Annotated in this window: 18 protein-coding genes and 2 pseudogenes; 14 read left to right on the top strand and 6 right to left on the bottom strand. The window is 32.3% G+C overall.

The window, feature by feature from the left end; all coding sequences use genetic code 11:
- Positions 1-772 precede the first annotated feature (772 nt).
- Positions 773-1,360, bottom strand: a complete 588-nt coding sequence (locus tag ACZ0AH_RS10395; protein WP_463475730.1) for a Crp/Fnr family transcriptional regulator — start codon at positions 1,358-1,360, stop codon at positions 773-775.
- 431 nt (positions 1,361-1,791) lie between these two features.
- Here ACZ0AH_RS10395 and ACZ0AH_RS10390 point away from each other — a divergent pair, with 431 nt between their 5' ends.
- The 10 genes and pseudogenes from ACZ0AH_RS10390 to ACZ0AH_RS10345 all read left to right on the top strand — a co-directional run bounded on the left by ACZ0AH_RS10390 (position 1,792) and on the right by ACZ0AH_RS10345 (position 11,355).
- Positions 1,792-2,232: a GlcG/HbpS family heme-binding protein gene (locus ACZ0AH_RS10390; protein ID WP_463475729.1), complete on the top strand. Its 441-nt coding sequence runs from the start codon at positions 1,792-1,794 to the stop codon at positions 2,230-2,232.
- 20 nt (positions 2,233-2,252) lie between these two features.
- On the top strand, positions 2,253-3,248 hold the full coding sequence (gene mgrA, locus ACZ0AH_RS10385; protein ID WP_463475728.1) for an L-glyceraldehyde 3-phosphate reductase: 996 nt from the start codon (positions 2,253-2,255) through the stop codon (positions 3,246-3,248).
- Between the two features lie 112 nt (positions 3,249-3,360).
- Positions 3,361-4,824 carry a glycoside hydrolase family 30 protein gene (locus ACZ0AH_RS10380; RefSeq protein ID WP_463475727.1) on the top strand — a complete coding sequence of 488 codons (1,464 nt, stop codon included), beginning with the start codon at positions 3,361-3,363 and terminating at the stop codon, positions 4,822-4,824.
- Between the two features lie 16 nt (positions 4,825-4,840).
- Complete coding sequence (locus ACZ0AH_RS10375; RefSeq protein WP_463475726.1) at positions 4,841-5,494, top strand: delta endotoxin C-terminal domain-containing protein; 654 nt, start codon at positions 4,841-4,843, stop codon at positions 5,492-5,494.
- A gap of 764 nt (positions 5,495-6,258) precedes the next feature.
- A pseudogene (locus tag ACZ0AH_RS10370) lies at positions 6,259-6,894 on the top strand (SDR family NAD(P)-dependent oxidoreductase); the annotation flags it as partial.
- Positions 6,895-6,898: 4 nt separating this feature from the next.
- A pseudogene (locus ACZ0AH_RS10365) lies at positions 6,899-7,207 on the top strand (helix-turn-helix domain-containing protein); the annotation flags it as partial.
- A gap of 519 nt (positions 7,208-7,726) precedes the next feature.
- Entirely contained in the window at positions 7,727-8,767 is a 1,041-nt protein-coding gene (locus ACZ0AH_RS10360; RefSeq protein ID WP_463475725.1) for an SDR family oxidoreductase, read from the top strand.
- Between the two features lie 3 nt (positions 8,768-8,770).
- Positions 8,771-9,424, top strand: coding sequence for an NAD-dependent epimerase/dehydratase family protein (locus tag ACZ0AH_RS10355; protein WP_463475724.1), 654 nt, complete (start codon positions 8,771-8,773; stop codon positions 9,422-9,424).
- Positions 9,421-10,554, top strand: coding sequence for an MBL fold metallo-hydrolase (locus ACZ0AH_RS10350; RefSeq protein ID WP_463475723.1), 1,134 nt, complete (start codon positions 9,421-9,423; stop codon positions 10,552-10,554). The genes ACZ0AH_RS10355 and ACZ0AH_RS10350 overlap by 4 nt, the downstream gene beginning before the upstream one ends.
- Before the next feature lie 12 nt (positions 10,555-10,566).
- Positions 10,567-11,355 (top strand): helix-turn-helix domain-containing protein, encoded by a 789-nt coding sequence (locus ACZ0AH_RS10345; RefSeq protein WP_463475722.1) that lies wholly within the window; start codon positions 10,567-10,569, stop codon positions 11,353-11,355.
- Positions 11,356-11,589: 234 nt separating this feature from the next.
- Here the strand turns inward: ACZ0AH_RS10345 and ACZ0AH_RS10340 are convergent, their stop codons facing one another.
- The 5 genes from ACZ0AH_RS10340 to ACZ0AH_RS10320 all read right to left on the bottom strand — a co-directional run bounded on the left by ACZ0AH_RS10340 (position 11,590) and on the right by ACZ0AH_RS10320 (position 15,373).
- Positions 11,590-12,357, bottom strand: a complete 768-nt coding sequence (locus ACZ0AH_RS10340) for a methyltransferase domain-containing protein (RefSeq protein ID WP_463475721.1) — start codon at positions 12,355-12,357, stop codon at positions 11,590-11,592.
- A gap of 416 nt (positions 12,358-12,773) precedes the next feature.
- A complete protein-coding gene (locus ACZ0AH_RS10335; protein WP_463475720.1) occupies positions 12,774-13,121 on the bottom strand; it encodes a type II toxin-antitoxin system PemK/MazF family toxin in 348 nt (115 codons plus the stop codon).
- Positions 13,121-13,573, bottom strand: coding sequence for a hypothetical protein (locus ACZ0AH_RS10330; protein WP_463475719.1), 453 nt, complete (start codon positions 13,571-13,573; stop codon positions 13,121-13,123). The genes ACZ0AH_RS10335 and ACZ0AH_RS10330 overlap by 1 nt, the downstream gene beginning before the upstream one ends.
- Positions 13,574-14,019: 446 nt before the next feature.
- Positions 14,020-14,598, bottom strand: coding sequence for a hypothetical protein (locus ACZ0AH_RS10325; RefSeq protein ID WP_463475718.1), 579 nt, complete (start codon positions 14,596-14,598; stop codon positions 14,020-14,022).
- A 247-nt stretch (positions 14,599-14,845) separates the two neighbouring features.
- Positions 14,846-15,373, bottom strand: a complete 528-nt coding sequence (locus ACZ0AH_RS10320; protein ID WP_463475717.1) for a hypothetical protein — start codon at positions 15,371-15,373, stop codon at positions 14,846-14,848.
- A 541-nt stretch (positions 15,374-15,914) separates the two neighbouring features.
- Between ACZ0AH_RS10320 and ACZ0AH_RS10315 the strand changes: the two genes are divergently transcribed.
- The 4 genes from ACZ0AH_RS10315 to ACZ0AH_RS10300 all read left to right on the top strand — a co-directional run bounded on the left by ACZ0AH_RS10315 (position 15,915) and on the right by ACZ0AH_RS10300 (position 22,160).
- The gene (locus ACZ0AH_RS10315; protein WP_463475716.1) at positions 15,915-17,477 is read left to right on the top strand and encodes an ATP-dependent nuclease; all 1,563 of its coding nucleotides are present in this window, start codon (positions 15,915-15,917) and stop codon (positions 17,475-17,477) included.
- A 34-nt stretch (positions 17,478-17,511) separates the two neighbouring features.
- Positions 17,512-18,486, top strand: a complete 975-nt coding sequence (locus ACZ0AH_RS10310) for a DNA helicase UvrD (protein WP_463478102.1) — start codon at positions 17,512-17,514, stop codon at positions 18,484-18,486.
- A gap of 77 nt (positions 18,487-18,563) precedes the next feature.
- Positions 18,564-19,745, top strand: coding sequence for a hypothetical protein (locus ACZ0AH_RS10305; protein ID WP_463475715.1), 1,182 nt, complete (start codon positions 18,564-18,566; stop codon positions 19,743-19,745).
- A 6-nt stretch (positions 19,746-19,751) separates the two neighbouring features.
- A complete protein-coding gene (locus tag ACZ0AH_RS10300) occupies positions 19,752-22,160 on the top strand; it encodes a hypothetical protein (protein WP_463475714.1) in 2,409 nt (802 codons plus the stop codon).
- The last annotated feature ends 661 nt before the right edge of the window (positions 22,161-22,821 follow it).

Below are 22,821 nucleotides of genomic sequence, written 5' to 3'. Positions count from 1 at the left end.
AAACGAGTTTTTTAAGAGGAAATGGTATTGTTTCATTAAATAAAGTTTTGGTTATTATACTATTCTATACTACAATAATACAAATTATAATTTATTCTGCAAGAACTTCAAAAAAAATTGTTTTTTAGTTGCTTTAAAAACAGCGCTAAACATCAGAAAATCAAGGTTATTAAAAATAAAATAATATTACACTTTTTTTACCAAATAGTCAATTTGACAATAATTAATTTGCGGATTAAAGTTTTTTGTTATTTCGACGGAGTAGAAATAACACGAGAAACTTAGTATAGAAAATCGCCAATCTTTGTAGAGTTACGTGTGTGATTTCTCGTTCCTCGAAATGACAAATTACACGAAAATATTCTTTTGAAATCGATTGCCCTAGCCCCGATAAGTCCCGAGGCTTCGGGAGGAAATCCTTTTGTGTAATGAAATGGAACAAAAGATTACTTTACTTAATTTTTATTTTATTCGGAGTTTAGTGAACTTCGTATGAAAGGTCCCGAGGCTTCGGGAGCGGGATTAGCGCCGGAAAAAAAAAATAATATTATAATAGAAATCAAAATAAAAAATCTGCAAAATCTGCCGAATCTGCGTGAAAAAAATCTCAATACAACACAAAAAAAGGAGCCTTAAACCCCATATTCTTTATTCTTTATTCTTTATTCTTTATTCTTTATTCTTTATTCTTTATTCTTTATTCTTTATTCTTTATTCTTTATTCTTTATTCCTTATTCTTTATTCCTTATTCTTTATTCCTTATTCTTTATTCTAAACTTTCCCATTCTTAATATGCTTTGCCCGTAATCTACTCAAAAACTCCGGCGTAATTCCTAAATAAGAAGCAATATATTGTTGCGAAACCCGCTGTGATAATGTTGGATATCGATTAACAAATTCCACATATTGTTCCATTGCAGATGACGAAATGGTTTTAAACAAACGCTTCTGTAATTTTGATAAATGTCTTTGAATCATCAACCTAAACATTCTTTCCAGTTGCGGAACTTCGTTTATCAGATTTTCTTTCGCTTGACGAGTCAAAACAAGCAACTCACAATCTTCGAGCGTTTCAATATACATATCACTCGGAACCTGATCTTCAAAACTCGTAATATCGCTCACCCACCAGTCTTCGGTTGCAAATTGCAGCGTCAGTTCGATTCCGTCACGATCAATAAAGTATTCGCGTATGCAGCCTTTATTGATATAAGCCTCAAAACTGCATACTTCGCCGGCGTGCAACAGAATCGTTTTTTTTGGAATTTTCCTCAATTCGAGACTATTTTCAAAAATTTTAATCTCCTTTTCTGAAAGACGGGCAAATCTGGAAAGGTAATCGTGTATTTTCTCAAACATTTTGTATACTTGTTTAGTAGGATTGCTTTTGGTTACAAATCGTAAATATAATATTTATTTTATGTGTAATGTATTACTATTTTAACACATAGAAATATAGATTTGAAGAGGGATTTTTTTGCTTATTTAAAATATACATAGTGCCGAAAGTCCAGTGTTATTGGGTACTATATATTGTAGAAACATAAATTGAAATAGATTTAGCGTGCCGTAGGTACACGATATTCCCCCTTTTTTTGACTACCTGCGGCACGCCCGCGAATTTTAAATTGAAAAGACTACCCATATTTCGTGCCTAAAGACACATTTTTTTTTTCAACTCTAATTTCATATGAATAACACAATTTATTATTATTTCTTGATCTAGTTTAAGAAATTAGGTAATAAAAAAATTGATCTTTGATTTTTTAACCCCATTAAAATCAAAATGAATGAAAGATCAAATTCTCCATTTAAGAATTACCTTAGCGCTGTTAGCCATCGAAGACCTGATTCCAAACTACATGCAAATACCAGAAGATGAAGCCATTTCAAACGGTAATGTAGCCATATGTATTATTGACGAAGAAGGTTCTGTTTATGGCCGAATGTACGGAAATGATAAAGCCCGCAAAAGGCATTCGTATAAAATTGCCTGGACAAAAGCAAGTCAGGTATGGCTTACAGGAGTTAAAACCGGAGAATATGAACGATTGGTATTCAATAATATTGTAGACGAAAACGCAAACGGAATCGAAGCTCCGGATCTTATTGGCTGGCAAGGCGGACAACCTTTAACGCTAAATGACGGAACGCAGCTTTCGGTAGGTTTTAGTGGTTTTAGAGGCGTAACCGATTTGGAAATTGTAACCAAAGCATTCAAAAAAATATAACAATCATAATTAAAAAAAACATGACCTATTTACCAGATTCTAACCGTTATCAAAAAATGGAATACCGTCGTTGCGGTAACAGCGGACTAATGCTTCCGGCGCTTTCCCTTGGTTTGTGGCATAACTTTGGCGCGATTGACAATATCGAAAACGCCAGAAATATTCTGCACACCGCTTTTGATAATGGTATTACCCATTTTGACCTTGCTAATAATTACGGACCGCCTGCGGGATCTGCTGAAAGTACTTTTGGACAGTTATTTCAGGAAGATTTTAAACCTTTTCGTGATGAGCTTTTAATTTCTACCAAAGCCGGCTGGCCAATGTGGGATGGACCTTACGGAGATTTTGGTTCTAAAAAACATTTAATTACCAGTTTAGACCAAAGCCTTAAACGCACGGGACTTGATTATGTTGATATTTTTTATCACCACAGACCGGACCCAAATACGCCAATGGAAGAAACGATGGCTGCACTTGATTTAATTGTACGTCAGGGAAAAGCGCTTTATGTGGGTATTTCAAGTTATAGTCCGGCCGAAACTCAAAAAGCGTATACTATTTTGAAACAATTAGGAACGCCTTGCATCATTCATCAGCCTAAATATTCGATGTTAGAACGTTCTGTAGAAGATGGTTTATTGGATGTTTTAGAACTTAACGGAATTGGCGGAATCGCTTTTTCGCCTCTTGCACAAGGACTTTTGACCAATAAATACTTAAACGGAATTCCGGAGAATTCAAGAGCAAACGCACATCGCGGTAATGGAGCAATTGAAGAAGATGCGATTACGCCTGAAAATATCGAAAAAGTCAAAAAACTAAACGAAATGGCATTAGACCGCGGTCAGACTTTGGCCCAAATGGCTTTGTCATGGGTTTTGAAAGACAAGCGAATTTCATCAGTAATTATTGGCGCAAGCAAACCAGAACAAGTATTGGATTCTGTGGGTTGTCTAAAAAATACAGCTTTTTCGGAAGCTGAACTTCAGGCAATTAATAAAATACTTGCATAAAAGCATTATGTAAATTGGCACTAATTTTAAATAAAAAATCAGTGCCAATCCGTTTAATCCGCAAAATCTGTGCTATTACAACTTACAATATATTAACTATTTAACCCTAATTATGAATACATACAAAATCAAAACATGCCTGACCATCATGTTATCCGGATTTCTGGCGACGAGTTTGTCTGCCCAGAAAAAAGACGCTAAAGTCGCCGAATATAAAAGTATTACGGTTTTTGAAACGGCAAAAAACACCGAAAACAGATTGACAAAAACCGGGACTTTATCCTTTTCAGATAAGCCACAGCCAACGGAAAAAGAATTTTCGGTATTTGTAGATCCTTCAAAAACCTACCAGATAATGTTAGGAATTGGCGGTGCTATTACAGATGCTTCCGCAGAAGTTTTTTACAAGCTTTCGAAAGCGCAACAAGAAGAAATCCTTACTGCTTATTATGATAAAGACAAAGGAATTGGATATACTTTGGCCCGAACCAATATGCAAAGCTGTGATTTTTCATCTGATATTTACAGTTATATTGCTGAAGGCGACAAGGATCTGAAAACCTTCGACATTAGCCATGACAGAAAATACCGAATTCCGCTTATTAAGGAAGCCATTGCAAAAGCCGGAGGAAAACTGACTTTGTATGCTTCGCCATGGAGTCCGCCAGCGTGGATGAAAACTAATAATAATGTATTGCAGGGCGGAGCTTTAAAACCAGAGTACAACCAAAGCTGGGCCAACTTTTTTGTAAAATTCATTAACGAATACGAAAAAGAAGGAATTCCAATTTGGGGTTACACCGTTCAAAATGAACCAATGGCCGTGCAAAAATGGGAATCATGCATTTTTACGGCTCAGGAAGAACGCGATTTCATCAAAAACTTTCTTGGACCAACGATGCAAAAAGCAGGATTATCTAAGAAAAAGTTAATCATGTGGGATCACAATCGTGATTTAATGTACCAACGTGTAAGCACGGTTTTGGAAGATAAAGACGCTGCAAAATATGTTTGGGGAATTGGCTATCACTGGTACGAAGACTGGCATAAAAACGGAATGAACTTTGAAGCTGAACGCCGCGTTGCAGAAGCTTTTCCGGACAAACCGCTTATCCTGACGGAAGGTTGTGCGGCTGATTTTGACCAGAAATTGTTAACGGATTGGGCGTACGGTGAAAAATACGGAATGTCGATGATCAACGATTTCAACATTGGAACTGTTGCCTGGACAGACTGGAATATTCTGTTAGATGAAAAAGGCGGACCAAACCACGTGCAAAACTTTTGCATGTCTCCTATTCACGCCGATCTTACCACCGGAAAACTGATTTATACTGACGGATATTATTATTTAGGACACTTTTCTAAATTTATTAAACCGGGTGCAAAACGTGTGGCTTGCAACTCTAGCAGCAATAAACTTTTGTCTACAGCTTTTGTAAATCAGGATAATAAGTTAGAAGTTGTAGTAATGAACCAATCTGATGATAACGTAGACTATTTTCTATGGATAAAAGGAAAAGCGTCAAAAATTACGAGCCTTGCACATTCAATCGCAACTTTAGAAATACAATAATTCAAAAAGAAACCGTATGAAAAAAGTTCTGATATTATTAAATATTTTCGTTTTAATTGGCACATCGGCAATAGCCCAAACATCGGCTGAAAAGTCAAAACCATTTAAAAAAGCGCAGCAAATTCCGGGTAAATTAGAATGCGAATTCTACGATCTTGGCGGTGAAGGCGTTGCCTATCACGATACCGATGCCGTAAACAATGGCAGCGGAAAACTGAATCCCGTAAACGGAAATCCGTTAAACGAATTCCGTATAAAAGAAGCCGTTGATATTTCGTATACCAAAACCGATAGTATCGATGAAACGCCGTATACAAAAGTGCCTATCAAAATGAAACAGCTTTACGTGGGCTGGACTGAACCTAGCGAATGGATAAATTATACTGTTGAGGTTAAAAAATCAGGCACTTACAAAATTGGTGTGCTTTATACCTCAAATGGCGACGGAGCGATTTCGATCAACGTAAACGGAAAAAATGCCACCGGAAATATGAAAATAACGTCTACGCATGACGATAAAGATCCCGTTGCATGGCGACAATGGCACCACTGGAACAGTTCTGCCAATATAGGAACGATTAAATTAGAAAAAGGAAAACAATTGCTCACCCTGCATATTGTCGAAAACGGAAATATGAATTTAGATTATTTAACCTTTACGCCCAATTAATAATTTATTACCCTTGAATCCCGGCCACATCATTGAAACCGAATGAATGTGGCCTTTTTTTTGTTTTTGTTTTGAAAAGTTTCAGGTTTTCTTTGTTTCAGGTTTTATGTTGATGTCGTTTGTCTATAGACTAAAGTCTACACATCTTATTTGTCAGAACCTTTGTCAAATTTAAAAACTGACAAAGGTTTATTTTGATATAGCGCACGGTTTCAACCGTGGGGTACGTTTCGTGATCATGCATCGTGGTCATGCATTGTGATCATGCATCGTGATCATGCATCGTGATCATGCATCGTGATCATGCATTGTGGTCATACATCGTGATCAAACATCGTGGTCATGCATCGTAATCATGCATCGTAATCATGCATTGTGATCATGCATTGTGATCATGCATCGTGATCATGCATCGTGATCATGCATTGCATCCCAACGGTTGAAACCGTTGGCTATGTTTATAAGATGCAATTGGGATCGCAATGACTTTTCTTTGTCGAGTTTCTTTGCGGGGCTTCTCCCGAAGCCTCGGGATCGCTCAGCCTGAGATACGTAAACAACAAAAAAGAAAAAGAAAAAGAAAAAATCCGTATAAATCCGTGTTTTCGCAAAGCGAATCCGCGTCATCCGCGTTCTATTTTAGCGATTTGCTTTTGTTGAAAAACAACATGACGTTTTAAACAAAGTAAAATTGACTTTTTAAACAAAACTGAAAAAATAATGTCCCGATACCTTTGCTCCATAACAAATAAACATTTAAAAAAATGGAAACAAATAATTATCAGGGAGCATTACAAAAACCTTTAAAATCAGGATTTAATGCAAAATCAACAGCAGCCGAAATCATTCAAGGAATTAACCTTACGGGAAAAATCGCCATTGTAACGGGCGGTCATACCGGAATAGGTTTAGAAACCACCAAAACACTTTCAAACGCCGGAGCAACCGTAATTGTAGCCGCTAGAGATTTGGCTAAAGCCGAAAAAAATCTACAGGGAATTAAAAATGTAGAACTTGAATCGCTGGATTTTATCAATCCGGATTCTATTGATGCCTTTGCTTCAAAATTCTTATCCTCAAACCGACCTTTGCATTTACTGATTAACAACGCAGGAATTATGTGGGTTCCGTTACGAAGAGATCATCGTGGTTACGAATCGCAATTGGTAACCAATTATTTAGGACAATTTCAATTAACGTCAAGATTATTTCCGGCACTTAAAAAAGCAAACGGAGCAAGAGTTTTGAATGTATCGTCTTTCGGACATCAAATGGCACCTTTCAACTTTGATGATCCAAATTTTCTTCACAGAGAATATGATACTTTACAAGGTTACGGACAATCAAAAACAGCTTGCAATCTATTCGCGTTAGAATTAGACAATCGTGCAAAACAATTCAACCGGTAAAATTGATCTGATTGATTTTATGCAGCGCAATTTCATGTTTAATATGCCAATGGAAAAATTGGGCTATTTAACCGGTCGTAGTTTATCAACTTTCAACAGAGATTTCAAAAAATACTTCAACACCACTCCACAAAAGTGGCTCACCAAAAAAAGACTGGAACTCGCCCATTATCATCTAGCCGAAAACAAGAAAAAACCAACCGAGATTTATTATGAAGTAGGTTTTGAAAACCTTTCGCATTTCTCGTATGCTTTTAAAAAGCAATTTGGCTATGCGCCGACTTCTCTTGTGAATATTGAGTAGTTGTTTTTTGTTTCAGGTTTCAGGTTGATGTCGTTTGTCTGTAGATTAAAGTTTACATAAGCTATTTGTCAGGACTTTTGGCAAAGTTTTATTTTGATATAGCCCGCGGTTTCAACCGTGGGGTACGTTTCGTGATCATGCATCGTGATTATGCATCGTGATTATGCATCGTGATCATACATCGTGATCATACATCGTGATCATGCATTGCGTCCCAACGGTTGAAACCGTTGGCTATGTTTATAAGACGCAATTGGGATTGCAATGATTTTTCTTTGTCGAGTTTCTTTGTGGGGCTTCTCCCGAAGGCTCGGGATCGCTCAGCCTGACATACATAAGCAACAAAATATAAAAGAAAAAAAAAGAAATCCGTATCAATCCGCGATTTCGCAAAGCGAATCCGTATCATCCGCGTGCCATCTCTCATTTCAATGAACCTCTCAACAAAACAACATTGGACTTTTCAACAAAGTCATCAATGGCATTTATGTAGACCTTTGTACTATAAAAATGCAATCAATGACACATTCAGATAAAAAAGTATTGGTAACAGGCGGAACAGGTTTTGTGGCCATACATAGTATTTTACAATTATTAAACCTTGGTTATCAGGTTCGAACAACCGTTAGGTCTCTAAAAAGCAAAGACAAAATTTTTGCAATGCTCGAAAATGGCGGCGTTACCGATTTCAGTAAACTGGATTTTATAGAAGCCGATCTTACTTTAGATAAAAACTGGCCGGAAGCTATGATCGACTGCGATTATGTATTGCATATTGCTTCGCCTATATTTTTAAGATTACCCAAAAACGAAGACGAAATGATTAGTCCGGCGGTTGACGGAACTTTGCGCGTGCTAAAAGCCGCAAGAGATTCAGGCGTAAAACGTGTGGTTATGACTTCTAACTTTGGCGCTGTTGGATATAGTCACAAAGATAAAAGCTCGGTTATAACCGAAGAAAGCTGGACAAATCCTGACGAAAAAGGACTTTCGGTTTACAACAAATCAAAAGTTCTGGCTGAAAAAGCAGCTTGGGATTTTATGAAAAATGAAGGCGGAACTTTAGAACTTTCGGTAATCAATCCAATGGGGATTTTTGGACCATCCTTAAATGCTGATTTATCAAGCGGTTTCGAAATGCTTAAAAAATTACTCGACGGTTCCATGAAAGCAATTCCGGATATTAGTTTAGGAATTGTCGACGTGAGAGATGTTGCCGAATTACACATTTTGGCAATGGAAAATCCTGATGCAAACGGACAGCGTTTTTTGGCTTTAGCCGGCGGAACAATGTCGTTATTGGAAATCGTGAAGTTCTTAAACGTAAAAATGCCTTTCGCAACCACAAAAGCAACTACAAAATCTTTGCCTACCTTTATAATACGCATTATGGCTTTATTTAGTGATCAGGCCAAAGCGATTTTGCCCTTGGTGGGAATTTATCGCAATGCCAGCAACGAAAAAGCCAGAACACTATTGGGCTGGAAACCGCGAAGCAATGAAGAAGCGGTAACGGCAACCGTAATGAGTTTAATAAAATGGAAATCTCTTAATATATAACCCATGAAAGTAATTGTAACAGGCGCTACCGGAATGGTTGGTGAAGGAGTTTTAATAGAATGCCTTGAAAATAAAGAAGTAGAATCGGTTTTATATGTGGGAAGAAAACCGAGCGGAAAATCACATCCTAAATTAACCGAATATCTGGTTTCTGATTTTCTTTCGCTGAAAAGCAATGACAATAAACTTTCAGGTTATGATGCCTGTTTTTATTGCGCCGGAATCAGCAGCGTAGGAATGGATGAAGCGCAATACACTCACATTACCTATGATACAACGCTGCATTTTGCAAAAGTATTGGTCAACCAAAACTCCAATCTTACCTTCAATTTTATTTCGGGAGGTCATACAGATAGTTCTGAAAACGGAAAAGTGATGTGGGCGCGCGTAAAAGGAAAAACCGAAAATGCTTTGCAAAAATTACCCTTTAATGGACAATATAATTTTCGTCCGGGATTGATGAAACCGGATAAAACACAAGTTCACCTAAAAGGATTCAATAAATACATCAAGTTCCTCTACCCTATTATGGGCTTATTTTTTACTGGCGTAACAATCAGAGAAATAGGACTGGCGATGATTTCGGTAACGCAATTTGGGTTTTCTAAAAAAATACTGGAAGCCATTGATATAAAAAAAGCAGCAAATCAAAAATGAAAAAACGAATCCTAAAAATCATCAAACGAACGCTCTTAATTATTTTGATTCTAATCTTAGTTTTAGGCTTCGCTACGTGGCTATACATGCAAAAAGCAGTTTTCGGAAGTTTGCCTTCAGGCGAAAGTTTGGTGAAAATTGAGAAATCTTCTCATTATAAAAACGGTGAATTCCAGAATACGATTGATACGCCAACGCTTGCTCCGGGTTATACTTTTTTTGGTGTTATAACAGATCAGCTTTTTGATAAAGCCGTTCCAACAGAACCTTCAAACCGAATTCCGTCTGTAAAATCAGATTTAAAACATTTGCCTGTAGATCAGAATCTTTTGGTTTGGTTTGGGCATTCTTCGACTCTTTTGCAAATTGATGGGAAGAAAATTTTAATTGATCCTATTTTTAGTGATAATGCTTCTCCGATTCCGAATAGTGTAACCGTTTTTGACGGAACAAATACCTATCACGTAGAAGATTTACCTGAAATTGATTATTTACTAATTTCGCACGATCATTATGATCATCTGGATTATCCAACCGTTTTGGCGCTTAAGGATAAAGTAAAAACTGTGATTTGCGGTTTGGGTGTTGGCGCTCATTTTGAACGTTGGGGATATCCTAAAAATAAAATTATGGAAGAAGACTGGAACGATTCGATTACGGTTGAAAAAGGCTTTACGATTCATACACTTCCCGCCAGACATAAATCCGGACGTGGATTAACGCAGAATCAATCTTTGTGGGCGTCGTATTTAATTAGTTCGCCTACGCTAAAAGTATTTTACAGCGGTGATGGCGGTTATGGTCCTCATTTTGCCGAAATCGGGAAGAAATTTGGTCCAATTGATGTTGCGATTCTGGAAAACGGACAATACAATAAAGCGTGGCATTATATCCATATGTTGCCAGAAGAAACCTTGCAGGCGGCACTTGATCTCAAAGCTAAAAGCATTGTTCCCGTGCATAATTCTAAATTTGCGCTTGCCAAACATACCTGGAACGAACCGCTGAATGAACTGAGCCGATTAAACGAGAAATATCATATTCCGTTGATTACGCCTGTTATAGGAGAAATCGTTATTTTTGATCATCATAAAGTTTTTAAAGAATGGTGGAAAAATCCAGCCAAATAATCGCTTAAAATCATGAGATATACAGAAATTAAAAGTTGCTATATAGGTCCCGAAATATCACCGGAACAGTTTATTTCGGAACATTTCTTTTTGTATCTCGCAAAAGGCAGCATTGAAGGATATGACGGAACCATCAAATACCATTTGAAACCGGGTGAATATTGTATTGCCCGCAAAAATCATCTGGCGCGATACAACAAGCAAAAACAAGACGGCAAATTCGAAAAAGTCGTCGTAATTCTCGATACTGAATTTTTAAAAACTTTTGCTGAAAAACATAAAATCACAGCACAAAACAGCGATAATGAAGCATCATTTGTTTACTTAAAGAAAAGTGATTTAGTTCCGAATTTTATTCTTTCCTTAATGCCTTATTATAATGACGGAGGCGAAATTGACGATACTTTTTCGAGTGTAAAACGCGAAGAATTACTTTTGATTCTCTTAAAGGAAAATCCGGAATTAGCTGCTATTCTTTTTGATTTTGCTCCGCCTGAAAAAATAGATTTAGAAGCGTATATGAATCGGAATTATAAATTTAATATTACGATGGAACGTTTTGCGTATCTCACCGGAAGAAGTATCTCGGCTTTTAAACGTGATTTTGCATCCATTTTTTCAGATACGCCAAGTCGATGGCTAATTCAGAGAAGACTTCAGGAAGGCTATTTTTTGATGGAGAAAAAAGGTAAAAAACCTTCTGATATTTATCTTGATCTTGGTTTTGAAGATTTATCTCATTTCTCTTTTGCTTTCAAGAAAAAGTATGGCATAACGCCATCAATGATATTGCAGAAATAACTTGTTTTACTACCGATTAAAAGATTGTAAAGATTTATTTGATCTGCTCATCTGCAAAATCTGTGAGAAAAATATTTAACACATAGAGCATACATCTGGAAAGCTAAAGAAACGTTTTACTTTTTATTTTTTCACGCAGATATTGCAGATTTTAGCAGATTAATTTTAAACAATTATTTGTGTACATCTGCTTAAATCTTTTTAAAATCTGCGTGAAAATATTTAAACACATAGTTACGCTTTCCTCCCATAAAGCAAAAGTCTTTTAAAAGAATATATCGCCGGAAGTTTCGGGAATTCCTCCGCTATTCGCTCTTTATACCTCTTAATAAAAAGTTCCTGCTGCTCCACTTCCAAAAGCTCTATATAAGGAATCAATGCCGAGCCCGAAATAAAATTATAAAGCGTATCATGATCGTTCGCGATAATAGGATATACTTTTTGCAGAATTTGAATATCTTCGAGTCCGCCATCAAAAAGAATTTGCGCGTATTCGTCGATACTCAAAACCGGAGAATCTCTTTTAAAGCCTTTTAGATACGACTTAAAAGGTTCTTCGTTAACCAATTCCAATAGAATTTTATTGAGTTTATTTTCCGGCTGAACTGGCATTTGTACTGCAAATTGCCCTTTCGGATTCACCAATTTTATCAAATCCCGAAATAAGGTTTCATGATCGTTGGACCATTGCAAAGCGGCGTTACTAAAAATCAAATCCCATTTTTCACCCGACGCTACTATTTCTTCTGTAGTTGCTTTTTTGAAATGCAAATTATCCATTTCTAAAGTCTTTGATTGTTTCAGCATTTCTACCGAAGAATCCACACCCAGAAAATTGGCTTCCTTAAATTTATCCGCCAAAATAGCCGTTTGTTCTCCCGTACCACAACCTAAATCAATGGCCTTCATTCCTTTTTCTGGTTTGATAAAATCAATCAAATCATAAAAAGGCTGATAACGGATGTTTTTGAACTTGTTGTATATTTCTGGATTCCAAGGCATTTGTTTGGTTTTTTAATGAGTTTTGATTTTTGGTCACGATGAGGGATTTGTGATTAAGAATCGAAATTTTGTTATTTGAACTAAGATACAAAATTATTGCGGGTATTTATTGAGAACTTATTCTTGCCTCATAATTGTATTAGCGGAGAAAGAGTGATTCTACATCCCGGAAAAGAAAGAACAGAATAAATATGTGACCGCGGAGGGGTTCGAACTACCAACCCTCAATTATTTTGTAATTTGAGTGATTGAAAATTAAACCGCGCTTAGAAGGCAGATATTCTAAATACTTTTAACCAGTTTAGAATTTACAATGTGACCTCGACTGGATTCAAGCCAATAACCTTATCAAAACAATTAGTAATCCGCTCTACTATAACAGTATAAATATTAAAGGGATTTTAGTTAAGGTGATACTATGAGGAAAGCGTTATATCTGATATTCTTATTACTAGTTGATCTACGCTATTTTTTTTCATTGCATTTACTCTTCCTGTCTTTATTGATTCTCCTTTTATATTTGTAATTAGATGACAACGTACTTGAGAAAAGTCCTTATTGTTTTTATCAATTAGCATATCTTGAGTAACTTCGAAAGAATATTTGTCTATATTCTTTTTTGAAGTCATCATTACACAAATGTATATGCCATCTTCTTCAAAAACATCATCATTTGATATTATTACTGCAGGATGAGAATCAGATGTTTCTTGATATGGCAAATCAAAATACACCATAACAATATCTCCTCTTTGAAATGCCATTAAATAGAAAGTAAATTACGCATATTTCTTCTGTTCATTTCAGAAATACCATTTAATACTTTTTCATCAGTTTTTTCAACAGGAATATCTTTGTAAACTTCTTTATGTAAAATGCTTTCCATTTTATAAAGAGTTTTTAGCATATATTGAATTTTTTCTTTTAATGATGAATCTTTAAGATAATTCAAAGTATTCATGTCTTCATCGAATTTATTCATCCTTATGATTACCCACTTTGTATTTTTTAGTAATAGTTGAGCTTGTGATAAGCTAAGATCTTTTGAATGTGGATAAAACCCTTCTACAGCCAGAATTAAATTATCAATGTCTTGATGAAGATTTTTTTTAAGTCTGTTGCGTAAAAAATGCAAAAATTTCAGGACATGTTTTAACAAATTCATTTCGTCAACTACTGGTTTTGCAAAATGTACTATGTCTAATTCTAGTTGCATAATATGTTTTTTGTAATATAATATCTTAGTATATGGAGACAAATGTACAAAAACTATCTTAAAACGACTATATAGTTAACTGCCTGTTCTATAACATTTAACCTTTTTCATATTTTTAGATTCTAAGTTTTCATACTTAGGTTTGTATTGGTACATACTCTTTTTTAAACAATCTACTTTTGTATTAAAGACAATAATTGACATTATGACATTAGAAATATTAAAGTGATTTTAATAAAAATGTATGATTCAAAAGTGAATTTTATATCACCATTCTAATTTCTAATAATATGCTTTGCTGGTACAGATTGCAAATCCGCTCTATCATTATCTATATTATGGAAACATATTAGAGCAATCGGATAAATGAAAGTCAGTTGTTCGGAAATCCCGAACAACTGATTCTAACAATAAAAGCAATGAGTTACGTAGATTTTATTTAAAAATTAATTAATTTCCATAACATTATTATAATGATATAATTCTACCCAAACACCATTTACTTTTTTTAACAGTACTGCTTTTTCATTAGAAAAACCAATCTCAACAGCAAAAGACTTATAAAATAAAAATGCATGCTTTTTATCTGTAGTTATTAAAGGTCTTGACAAATAAATTCCTTTTTCTCCTAATTGATGACTTCCTCGTTTTCTAATTGTTTTATAAGGTATAATATTTAATTTTTGGTCTTTGAAATCTGTTTTTTTCCAATGATATGTAGCAGTATCTTTTATAATTTCTTTCTTTAAAACACCTATCTCTACCGAATCGATTTCCCAAGTATATGGAGGATATCCATTTGGTGCAAAACGTATTTCACCCTCGTAAAGATTTCTTTGATTATAAGCATTTTCATAATATTCTAATGCTTTTATTTTAGGCAAAGCTTCCTCAACTAAGATGGTAATAGATTTATCAGTTGTAAGTTCTTTATTGACGAAATCATTTATTACTTCTTTTTCAACTTTTGATGATGAACAAGAAATAAAAGTTGCAGCCAAAATTAACCATATTATTTTTCTCATAATTTCAATTATTTACAAGGTTTTCCTTTTGGAGCATATGCAGGGTCATTACTACCATTATTTTTTTCACTAAGATAAGTATTTAATATCCTTTTGTAATCTGTACTCCCACTAGGATAGTTAGTACCAAAAGCATTAGTGGTAGCAAGATCACCTTGTGTCAAATTTTTTAGTTTATCTAAAACTGCTTTACTACAAGCGTCTAATTTATCCGAGTTTATTTTTTTTTCAATTTTTTGAAAACTAGTTACACCGTTGTTCCTGAACCTGAACCAGAGCCTGAAGTACCGCCACCACCGCCATAGCCACCGCTTGGACTAGGCTCGCCTGAATCTCCTCCACCTCCTTCACAATATAAAATGCCAATAGGTTCGAAATGTCCGTCTTCATACCAATAACCTATAGCAACACAATCTATATATGCCTCACGTTGTTTTGAAGTTAATGAAGGTTTTATTTTATTACCATTTTCAAAATCCAATTTACTCACAATATTAGTGGTGAGTTCTTGTACGAAAACCTTGCCATCAAAATTGTCTTTAATATTGTAATAATTGTAATTTTTATCTATGATTTTAGATTCTTTATCATTTGTGAAAATTTGAACATAGAAAAGTTTGAACTCATTATCTTCTCTAATGAACATTAAGCGATGATGATCATTATACAAATCAGCATTTTTATTCGAAACGCTTAAATTATCTTCAAGCGTAAAAGGAACTTCTACAACTTCTCCAATATCTCCATCAGAAACAATGGCATTTTTCCATTGCAAATCTTTTACATATTTGAGGACGGTTGTATTATAATTGTCTTTATGAGTATCAAACCAAATTTTAGCCTCAGTAGAAGATTGAGCCCCATTTTGCTGATCGATTTCCTCTGTTGCACAATTTGTACATTACCAACACAAAACTTACAAATAGGAAGCGTTTGAGCGCCTTCTTAAATTTTCTCATATCATTAATTTCTTACAGGCTAAAATAAAAATTATTAATTATAATCAAAGAAAAAACTTATAAGAAAAATATAAGGGTGTAAAAGAAATCTATAGAATATAAATAAGCTAAGATATTTATATTCTATAGATTTCTATTTTTACAAAACCCGTATAAATACGCATTGCTTGACTTTTATTTATGATTACACTTGTTTATAAATAAATTTTAACGGATTATGGTTTTCCGTAAATAAAGAAATAAATAAACTCTAATATTTACTGATTATATCTACACTATATAATTTTAGAAAAAACAAAATAAAAATTTAGAAAAACTTTAAAAACAATATTAATCCATAAAAATTAAAATAACTATATGAATCATATTTTAAAAATTAAATTATATAATTTCAAAAGGTTTAATAATTTTGAAGTCTCTTTTGATCCTAAACTAAATATAATTGTAGGAGATAATGAATCTGGAAAAAGTTCTTTACTTGAAGCTATAGATATAACACTTAGTGGTAGCAGACATAAAGTTGAAACAAAAGGTTTAGAAAATTTATTTAATGTCGAAGTAATTTCAGACTTTCTTAACTCAGATAGAAAATATGAAAATTTACCGAAACTATATATTGAATTATATTTAAGTGATCAATTTGATCCAGATCTAAATGGTAAAAACAATTCCGATATTAAGACCTGTGACGGATTAAAATTTGAGTGTTTTCCTAATGATATGCTTGGAAAAGAAATAAGGGATATTTTAAAAGATCCTAATGCAATATTCCCCTTTGAATTTTATTCAATTAATTTTAATACTTTTTCTGGAGATGCATATTCATCTTACAAAAAATATTTAAGGCATTTGGTGATTGATAATTCGCAAATGAGTAGCGAATATGCAATTAAAGAATATGTCAAGGATATTTACAGTAGTATAGCAAGTCCACTAGAAAAAAATAAGCATCATAATAACTATAGAAAGTATAAAGATGATTTCAGAAAAAATATTTTGATAGATATGAACTCAAAACTAGATGGTTATGAGTTTTTAATAAGAAATAATTCAAAATCAAATCTTGAAACAGATTTAGCATTGTCTGAAAATAAAATAAATATTGAAAATAAGGGAAAAGGTATTCAGTGTTTTATAAAGACTAAATTCGCTTTAAATAGGGGTAGTAATATCATTGAAATAGTATTGTTAGAGGAACCTGAAAATCACTTAAGTCACTTGAATATGAAAAAGATGATTGATCTCATTAGTTCCGCAGACAATAAGCAAATTTTTGTTTCAACACATAGCAACTCTATAAGTGCAAGATTAGATTTAAGGAAATCTATACTTTTAAATAGCAATAGTACAGTTCCTGTTTTACTTAAAGATATAGACGAATCAACAGCAAAATTTTTTATTAAAGCACCTGATAAAAACCTTCTTGACTTTGTACTTTCAAAAAAAGTCATACTTGTTGAAGGAGATGCTGAATTTATATTGATGGAAGCTTTATATAAAAACATTTGTAAAAATGACTTACATAATTCTGACATTACAATTCTTTCTGCAGATGGAACAAGTTTCAAAAGATATTTACAAATAGCTAAAAATCTACATATAAAAACAGCCGTTATCAGAGATAATGATGGAAAATATCAGGAAAATTGTATTGACAATTATTCAGATTTTTCAAAATTTAACAATATTGAAATCTTCTCTGATTCAAATAATACAAATTCAACTTTTGAAATTTGCTTATACAATGAAAATAAAACTATTTGTGACGAATTATTTACAACACCTAAGCGGAAACTTTCAATAATAGATTATATGCTTAAAAATAAAGCTGAAGTTGCTTACGAAATACTAGACAAAAAAGCATCGGAAATAATTGTTCCTAAATATATTAAAGATGCTATAGAATGGATAAGAAAGTAATATTTGCAGTCGCTGGCTCAGGTAAAAAAAATTAATTATTGATGAACTTGATGAAAACAAAAGATCAGCAATAATTACTTACACTACAAGTAATTATGAAAATATAAAAGAAAGAATCATTAAAAAATTTGGTTATTTTCCTCAAAATATTAAGTTATTTACTTATTTTTCTTTCATATACTCTTTTTGCTATAAGCCTTTCTGCCACGATTTATTAAAAACAAAAGGTATTAATTACAAACAACAACCAAATCAATATTTTAAAAAAAATAAAAGAGAACATTATGTAGATAAATCAGATAAATTATTCTCCTCCAGAATCTCCAAAATAATAATTGATTTTAATATTATTGAAGATATAATTAAAAGAACAGATAAATACTTAGAAAACATTTTTATCGATGAAATACAGGACTTTGCCAGTAATGATTTTAATTTCATTATTTTATTAGCAAAGACAAAAGCTAAAGTTATTTATGTAGGAGATTTTTATCAACACACTTTTGATACAAGTAGAGATGGTTCAACGAGGAAAAATCTCCATTCAGATTATAAAAAATATCAAAAAGAATTTACTATTGGAGGAATAAACGTTGATACACAAACTCTGATAAAAAGTTGGAGATGTAACTTAACTATTTGTAATTATATATCTAAAAATCTAAAAATTCCAATCGAATCTAATAGAAAAGATATTAGCGAAATAAAAGAAATTACCGACGAATTTAAAATAAAAACCATTTTTAATGATGATACAATAGTCAAACTTTTTTATCAAAAACATTATGACTACAATTGTTTTTCAAAAAATTGGGGAGATTGTAAAGGTGAAGATCGTTATTATGATGTTTGTATTGTTTTGAATAATAATACATATGAAAAGTTTTTATCAAACACCTTACAGACTTTAGCGCCATCAACAAAAAATAAACTTTATGTTGCAATATCAAGAACTAAAAACAATCTCTATTTTGTTTCTGAAAAGTTATTAAGAAAAATTATAGCTTAAGGATAATTTTTTTATAAAATTTGATTATCTAAATTTGATTTTAATTAACTTGTTCCAAATATGGTAAAAATAAGAGTATGACCCAAGTAACTAAAATTTCTAAAAATGTTTCGTTAGAGAAATTAGAAGAAACATTAAAAAAAATAGATAGCTTAGATGAAATAGTAAATTTAGAAATTCCACTATCTATAGACTATCGTGGCTTTGGTATTTTACCCTCATTATATTTAATTCTTTTTACATGGATGCGGAATAAAAAAGGGAAATTAATTATACCAATTAATGAAAATGAAGAAGATCAAATTAAAGATTTTGTTCTTGATTATTATGGTTACGTAATTTTATCTACTCTATGGAGACATTGTGATTTTATCGATAGAGATGGGAACGAAATAAAGCATAAGTTTAAAAAATATACTTCTTTAATGCATCATTATATTGATGCTCTTTCAAATGATCTTCCAAATGAATCTGTTATGATTCCTTGCTTTGATCATTATTCCAAGGAAAAAGGATTATCTCATTGGATTTATAATTACGATTATACTTTTACTGCCATTCCCTCTGGTTTAGAAAATTCTTTATATCATATTCTAACAAAACTTTCAAAAAATTATAGATCACGGATTAGTAGAAATGTGTCAGATTCATTTGATAGTCTAGCAAAAATTGTTTGGGAGCTCTTAAAAAACACTGATGAACATGCTAAAATAGATTATCTAGGAGAAGGTAAATTATCTCCTAACACCAGAGGTTTGTTTATGAGAATTCAGAGGAGTTCAAAAAAAATATTTATTGAAAAAACTGATCATCCTGCTTTAAAAGAATATTATCAGTCATCCTTAGAAGATGAAGAATTTTCATTTCTTCTCGAAATTTCTGTTTTTGATAGTGGACCAGGCTTAGTAAAACGTTTTATGGGGGAAACTTGGAATAAGAATATCAGTATGATAGACGAAGTAAATACGATAAGAAAATGTCTAATTAAAGGACAAACTTCCGTTATTACTACTGAAGGAAAAAACAAAGGATATGGATTAGACGAGGTATTAAGTTTATTACATGATAAAAAAGGATTTTTAAAAATAAGAACTGGAAGAGTTTCAATATATCGAAACCTATTGAAAAATCCTTATAAAAAAACAAATGAAGTAAATGAAATTGAACTCTATGATTGGATTAAATGTTCTGATGTTGATTTCTCTCAAATGAATAATATCGAGGGTACGCTAATTACTTTAGCATATCCTTTAACTTAAAAATCTATGAAAAGTTGCTTTATATTTAGTTTCATAAAGGAAGTAAAAATCGATACAAAAGATTTGCAGCTTCAGAATCATTTAGTTTTGTTTTTTCCATATAAGAATGTAAGCGAAAATAACTCGGACATTCAAATACAACTTCGCGATTATTTTCATAAAAACACCTTGCCTGATAAAATAATTGTAATATGTTTAGAATTCAACAAATTAGAAATTGAACAATTATTCAATAAAGACTCTGAAATTTACAATTACATTCCCAAATTTGAATTTGAACAGAATAAATCAAATATTGCAGTAATAGCGTTAGACAAATTGGGTACATTTAATGCTATATTAGGTGTTTGCCCGAATGAAAATGAAATAAATGAAATATATAAAAGAGGATTAATAAAAATTTTTGTTCAAAATGGAGGATTGATTATTTCTCAAACTGCTAACCATTTTGTTTTTCCATCTGGAAAACATAGTGATCGTTTTTTACGAACTGGAAATGTTTTAATAAATGGTTCCGAAATACTTTTTATTGCCTCTGCTTTGGTAAAACATTTTAAAAAAGAAAAGTTTGATACACTTTATTCTGACACGTCGTCTATCAATTCACTTGCATTTGCATATATTAATTTATTAAAAGATCTAAATCCTGATTTTAAAAATTCCGTTAAAGTTGAAAGCTTTGGCTCATATCGTTTATTTGAAAAATTAAAATTTAACGCCAAAAGAGGTACAATCTTTTTAATATCTTCATCCACTTCTGGAAGTATCCTAAAAAGAATGACAGATGAAGAGAACAGATCTAACAATATCGAAATAGCAAATGTATCAATCATATATGGACTAAATGTAAAAGCACCTTATAATGACCAAGTAATCTGTGATCTTTCTTTAGATAAGAAAAATCCAGATAGTATCGAGACCATTGAAAGTTATAACGTAAAAAAGGGTCAAAAATGTAAATTTTGTGAAAATGGATCAAAGCCTTTAAAAGTAGAAGGAGATGTATTTTTATTAGAAAAACCAATTGTTTCAACTCACCTTATAAATAAGACTGATCTTCCAATCTGTTTGAGGAATTTTTCTAGTTATTACAAAAAGAAGGATAAAGATTCTGAACCAATAATAAGAGCATATCACAAAGAAAACTCTTACAACAATAAAAAATACGAAATATATATTGATTTTTCAAGAATTCTCGACGAATGGAAAAATAAGGACGAAAAACTACATCCATATTCAGCAATTTTTTCTAAAATTGAAAAATACATACTTCAAAATGTTCCGGCATCATTAAAATATATGATAGTACTTCCTGATGAAGGCTCAAATAAGCTTGCAGAAATTATAATGAATGTATTAAATGACCATGGATTTAGTTTTAAAAAAGAGCATATTTTACAAATAGACAGTAAATCATTAAAAAAAGTAATAGATAAGACAAAAAAAGGATCAATTGCAATTATTAGCTCATCTATAGTTACAGGACGTAATTTACTTTATTTAAGTAGAGCACTTCGTGACTATGAAAAAACTTATCAACGAATATATTTCACACTTATAAATAGAACGGGAAATAAAAATCATCTTGATTTTCTTCAATCCAATTTAGGACTAGGAGAATTTGGTCCAGCTACTCACAAAATCTTTAATATTGAAACTATCCATTGTTCAAATGAGGCACAAACATCTCCATGGCATATAGAAGAGGATTCAATAAAAGAATTTAGAGACTATTTTGAAGAAATTGAGTCTTTTCCTATTGCAGAAGGTTATTGTGCTTTTAGGACAAATGAATTAAATGATTGTGGTAAACTCAAAGGATTAAGTAATAATTTATTCTTTCCTACCTTAAAGGGAAAAACATTACGTATTAGAAATGGTTTTGCTTTTGCTCCATTTAATAGCGGTCCAGCACATAGCAATTTTATTCTTCATTCGAAGCAATCTGAGATCTATTTTATTATTTCAACTTTATTAAATGATTTAAGAAGTAAAGGTACTTTTCATCAAAGTGAATACGTACGGAATTTACTCGATCCTGGAAATTTCGTAAGATATAATGATGGAATTATTCAAGCATGTCTATTACGAGCAACAACGTTTGAAGAACTTAATTACAGTATTTCTGATGAAGCTAGTTTAAAAATGAAAGCAATCTTAGGAGATATGATATTACATCTTGATGATGATCATGCTGAAGCATTAAATGAGTTTTTTTATGCAATTGCTGTTAAAAAACTTAAACTTGTACCAGGAGCAATTGAAGACTGTATTTTATTACTTAATGAACAAGATACATATATTAAAAAAGATAGTTTACTAAAAGGACTTGTAAATTATATTGAAAAGAAAGTCCTGATAAAAGAAAGTATAACCGAAAAATTTAAGCAATTGGCAGCAAGAGTAAATAAATAGTAATTCAATTTGTAAAAAAGTCTCCAATCTTAAAAATTTTAAAATCTAATAATCACAGCGTAAATTGTCAGTACGTGATTTTCAAACCATAATGTTACCTTTTTATTGCAAAGCTTAGACAAATGTTATAAAAAGTCTTTAAAAATTATGGAGAATTTAGCTAATTACATTTTACATCTCTACATAGAATTAATAAGACTGAAATAAGCGAATTAATATTCTATAAACAAAAAAAAAACGATAAACTTTACAGCATATCGTCTTTTTAAATAAAACAAATCCTCCTTTCCTAAACAGGCAAAATAATATGAAACTCCGCCCCAATATCCTCTTCCGCTTTTGAGAAGATAATACCCTTGTGGTTTTTTGCCGATGGCGAGACCAATTCCCGTTCCGGTGTAGACGGCGTTGTCGTGTAAACGTTGGAAAATGGTAAAGATTTTGTTTTCATATTGTTTGTTGAACCCTATGCCGTTGTCTTTTATGATGATTTGGCAAGATAATTAGTTGAATCTCCAAAAAATTATTTTCAGTAATAAACAATAACCAAAAACCACACAACCCGTATAAACACCTGTTTTAGTAAATACATCATTTTAAATGGTCAACTAATCTCAAATACATTCAAAACCAATAAAATAAAAAAACGATACACAAAAAA

The sequence above is a fragment of the Flavobacterium sp. AC105 genome (genome assembly GCF_979258495.1).
This window is presented reverse-complemented; position numbering and strand designations above follow the sequence as displayed.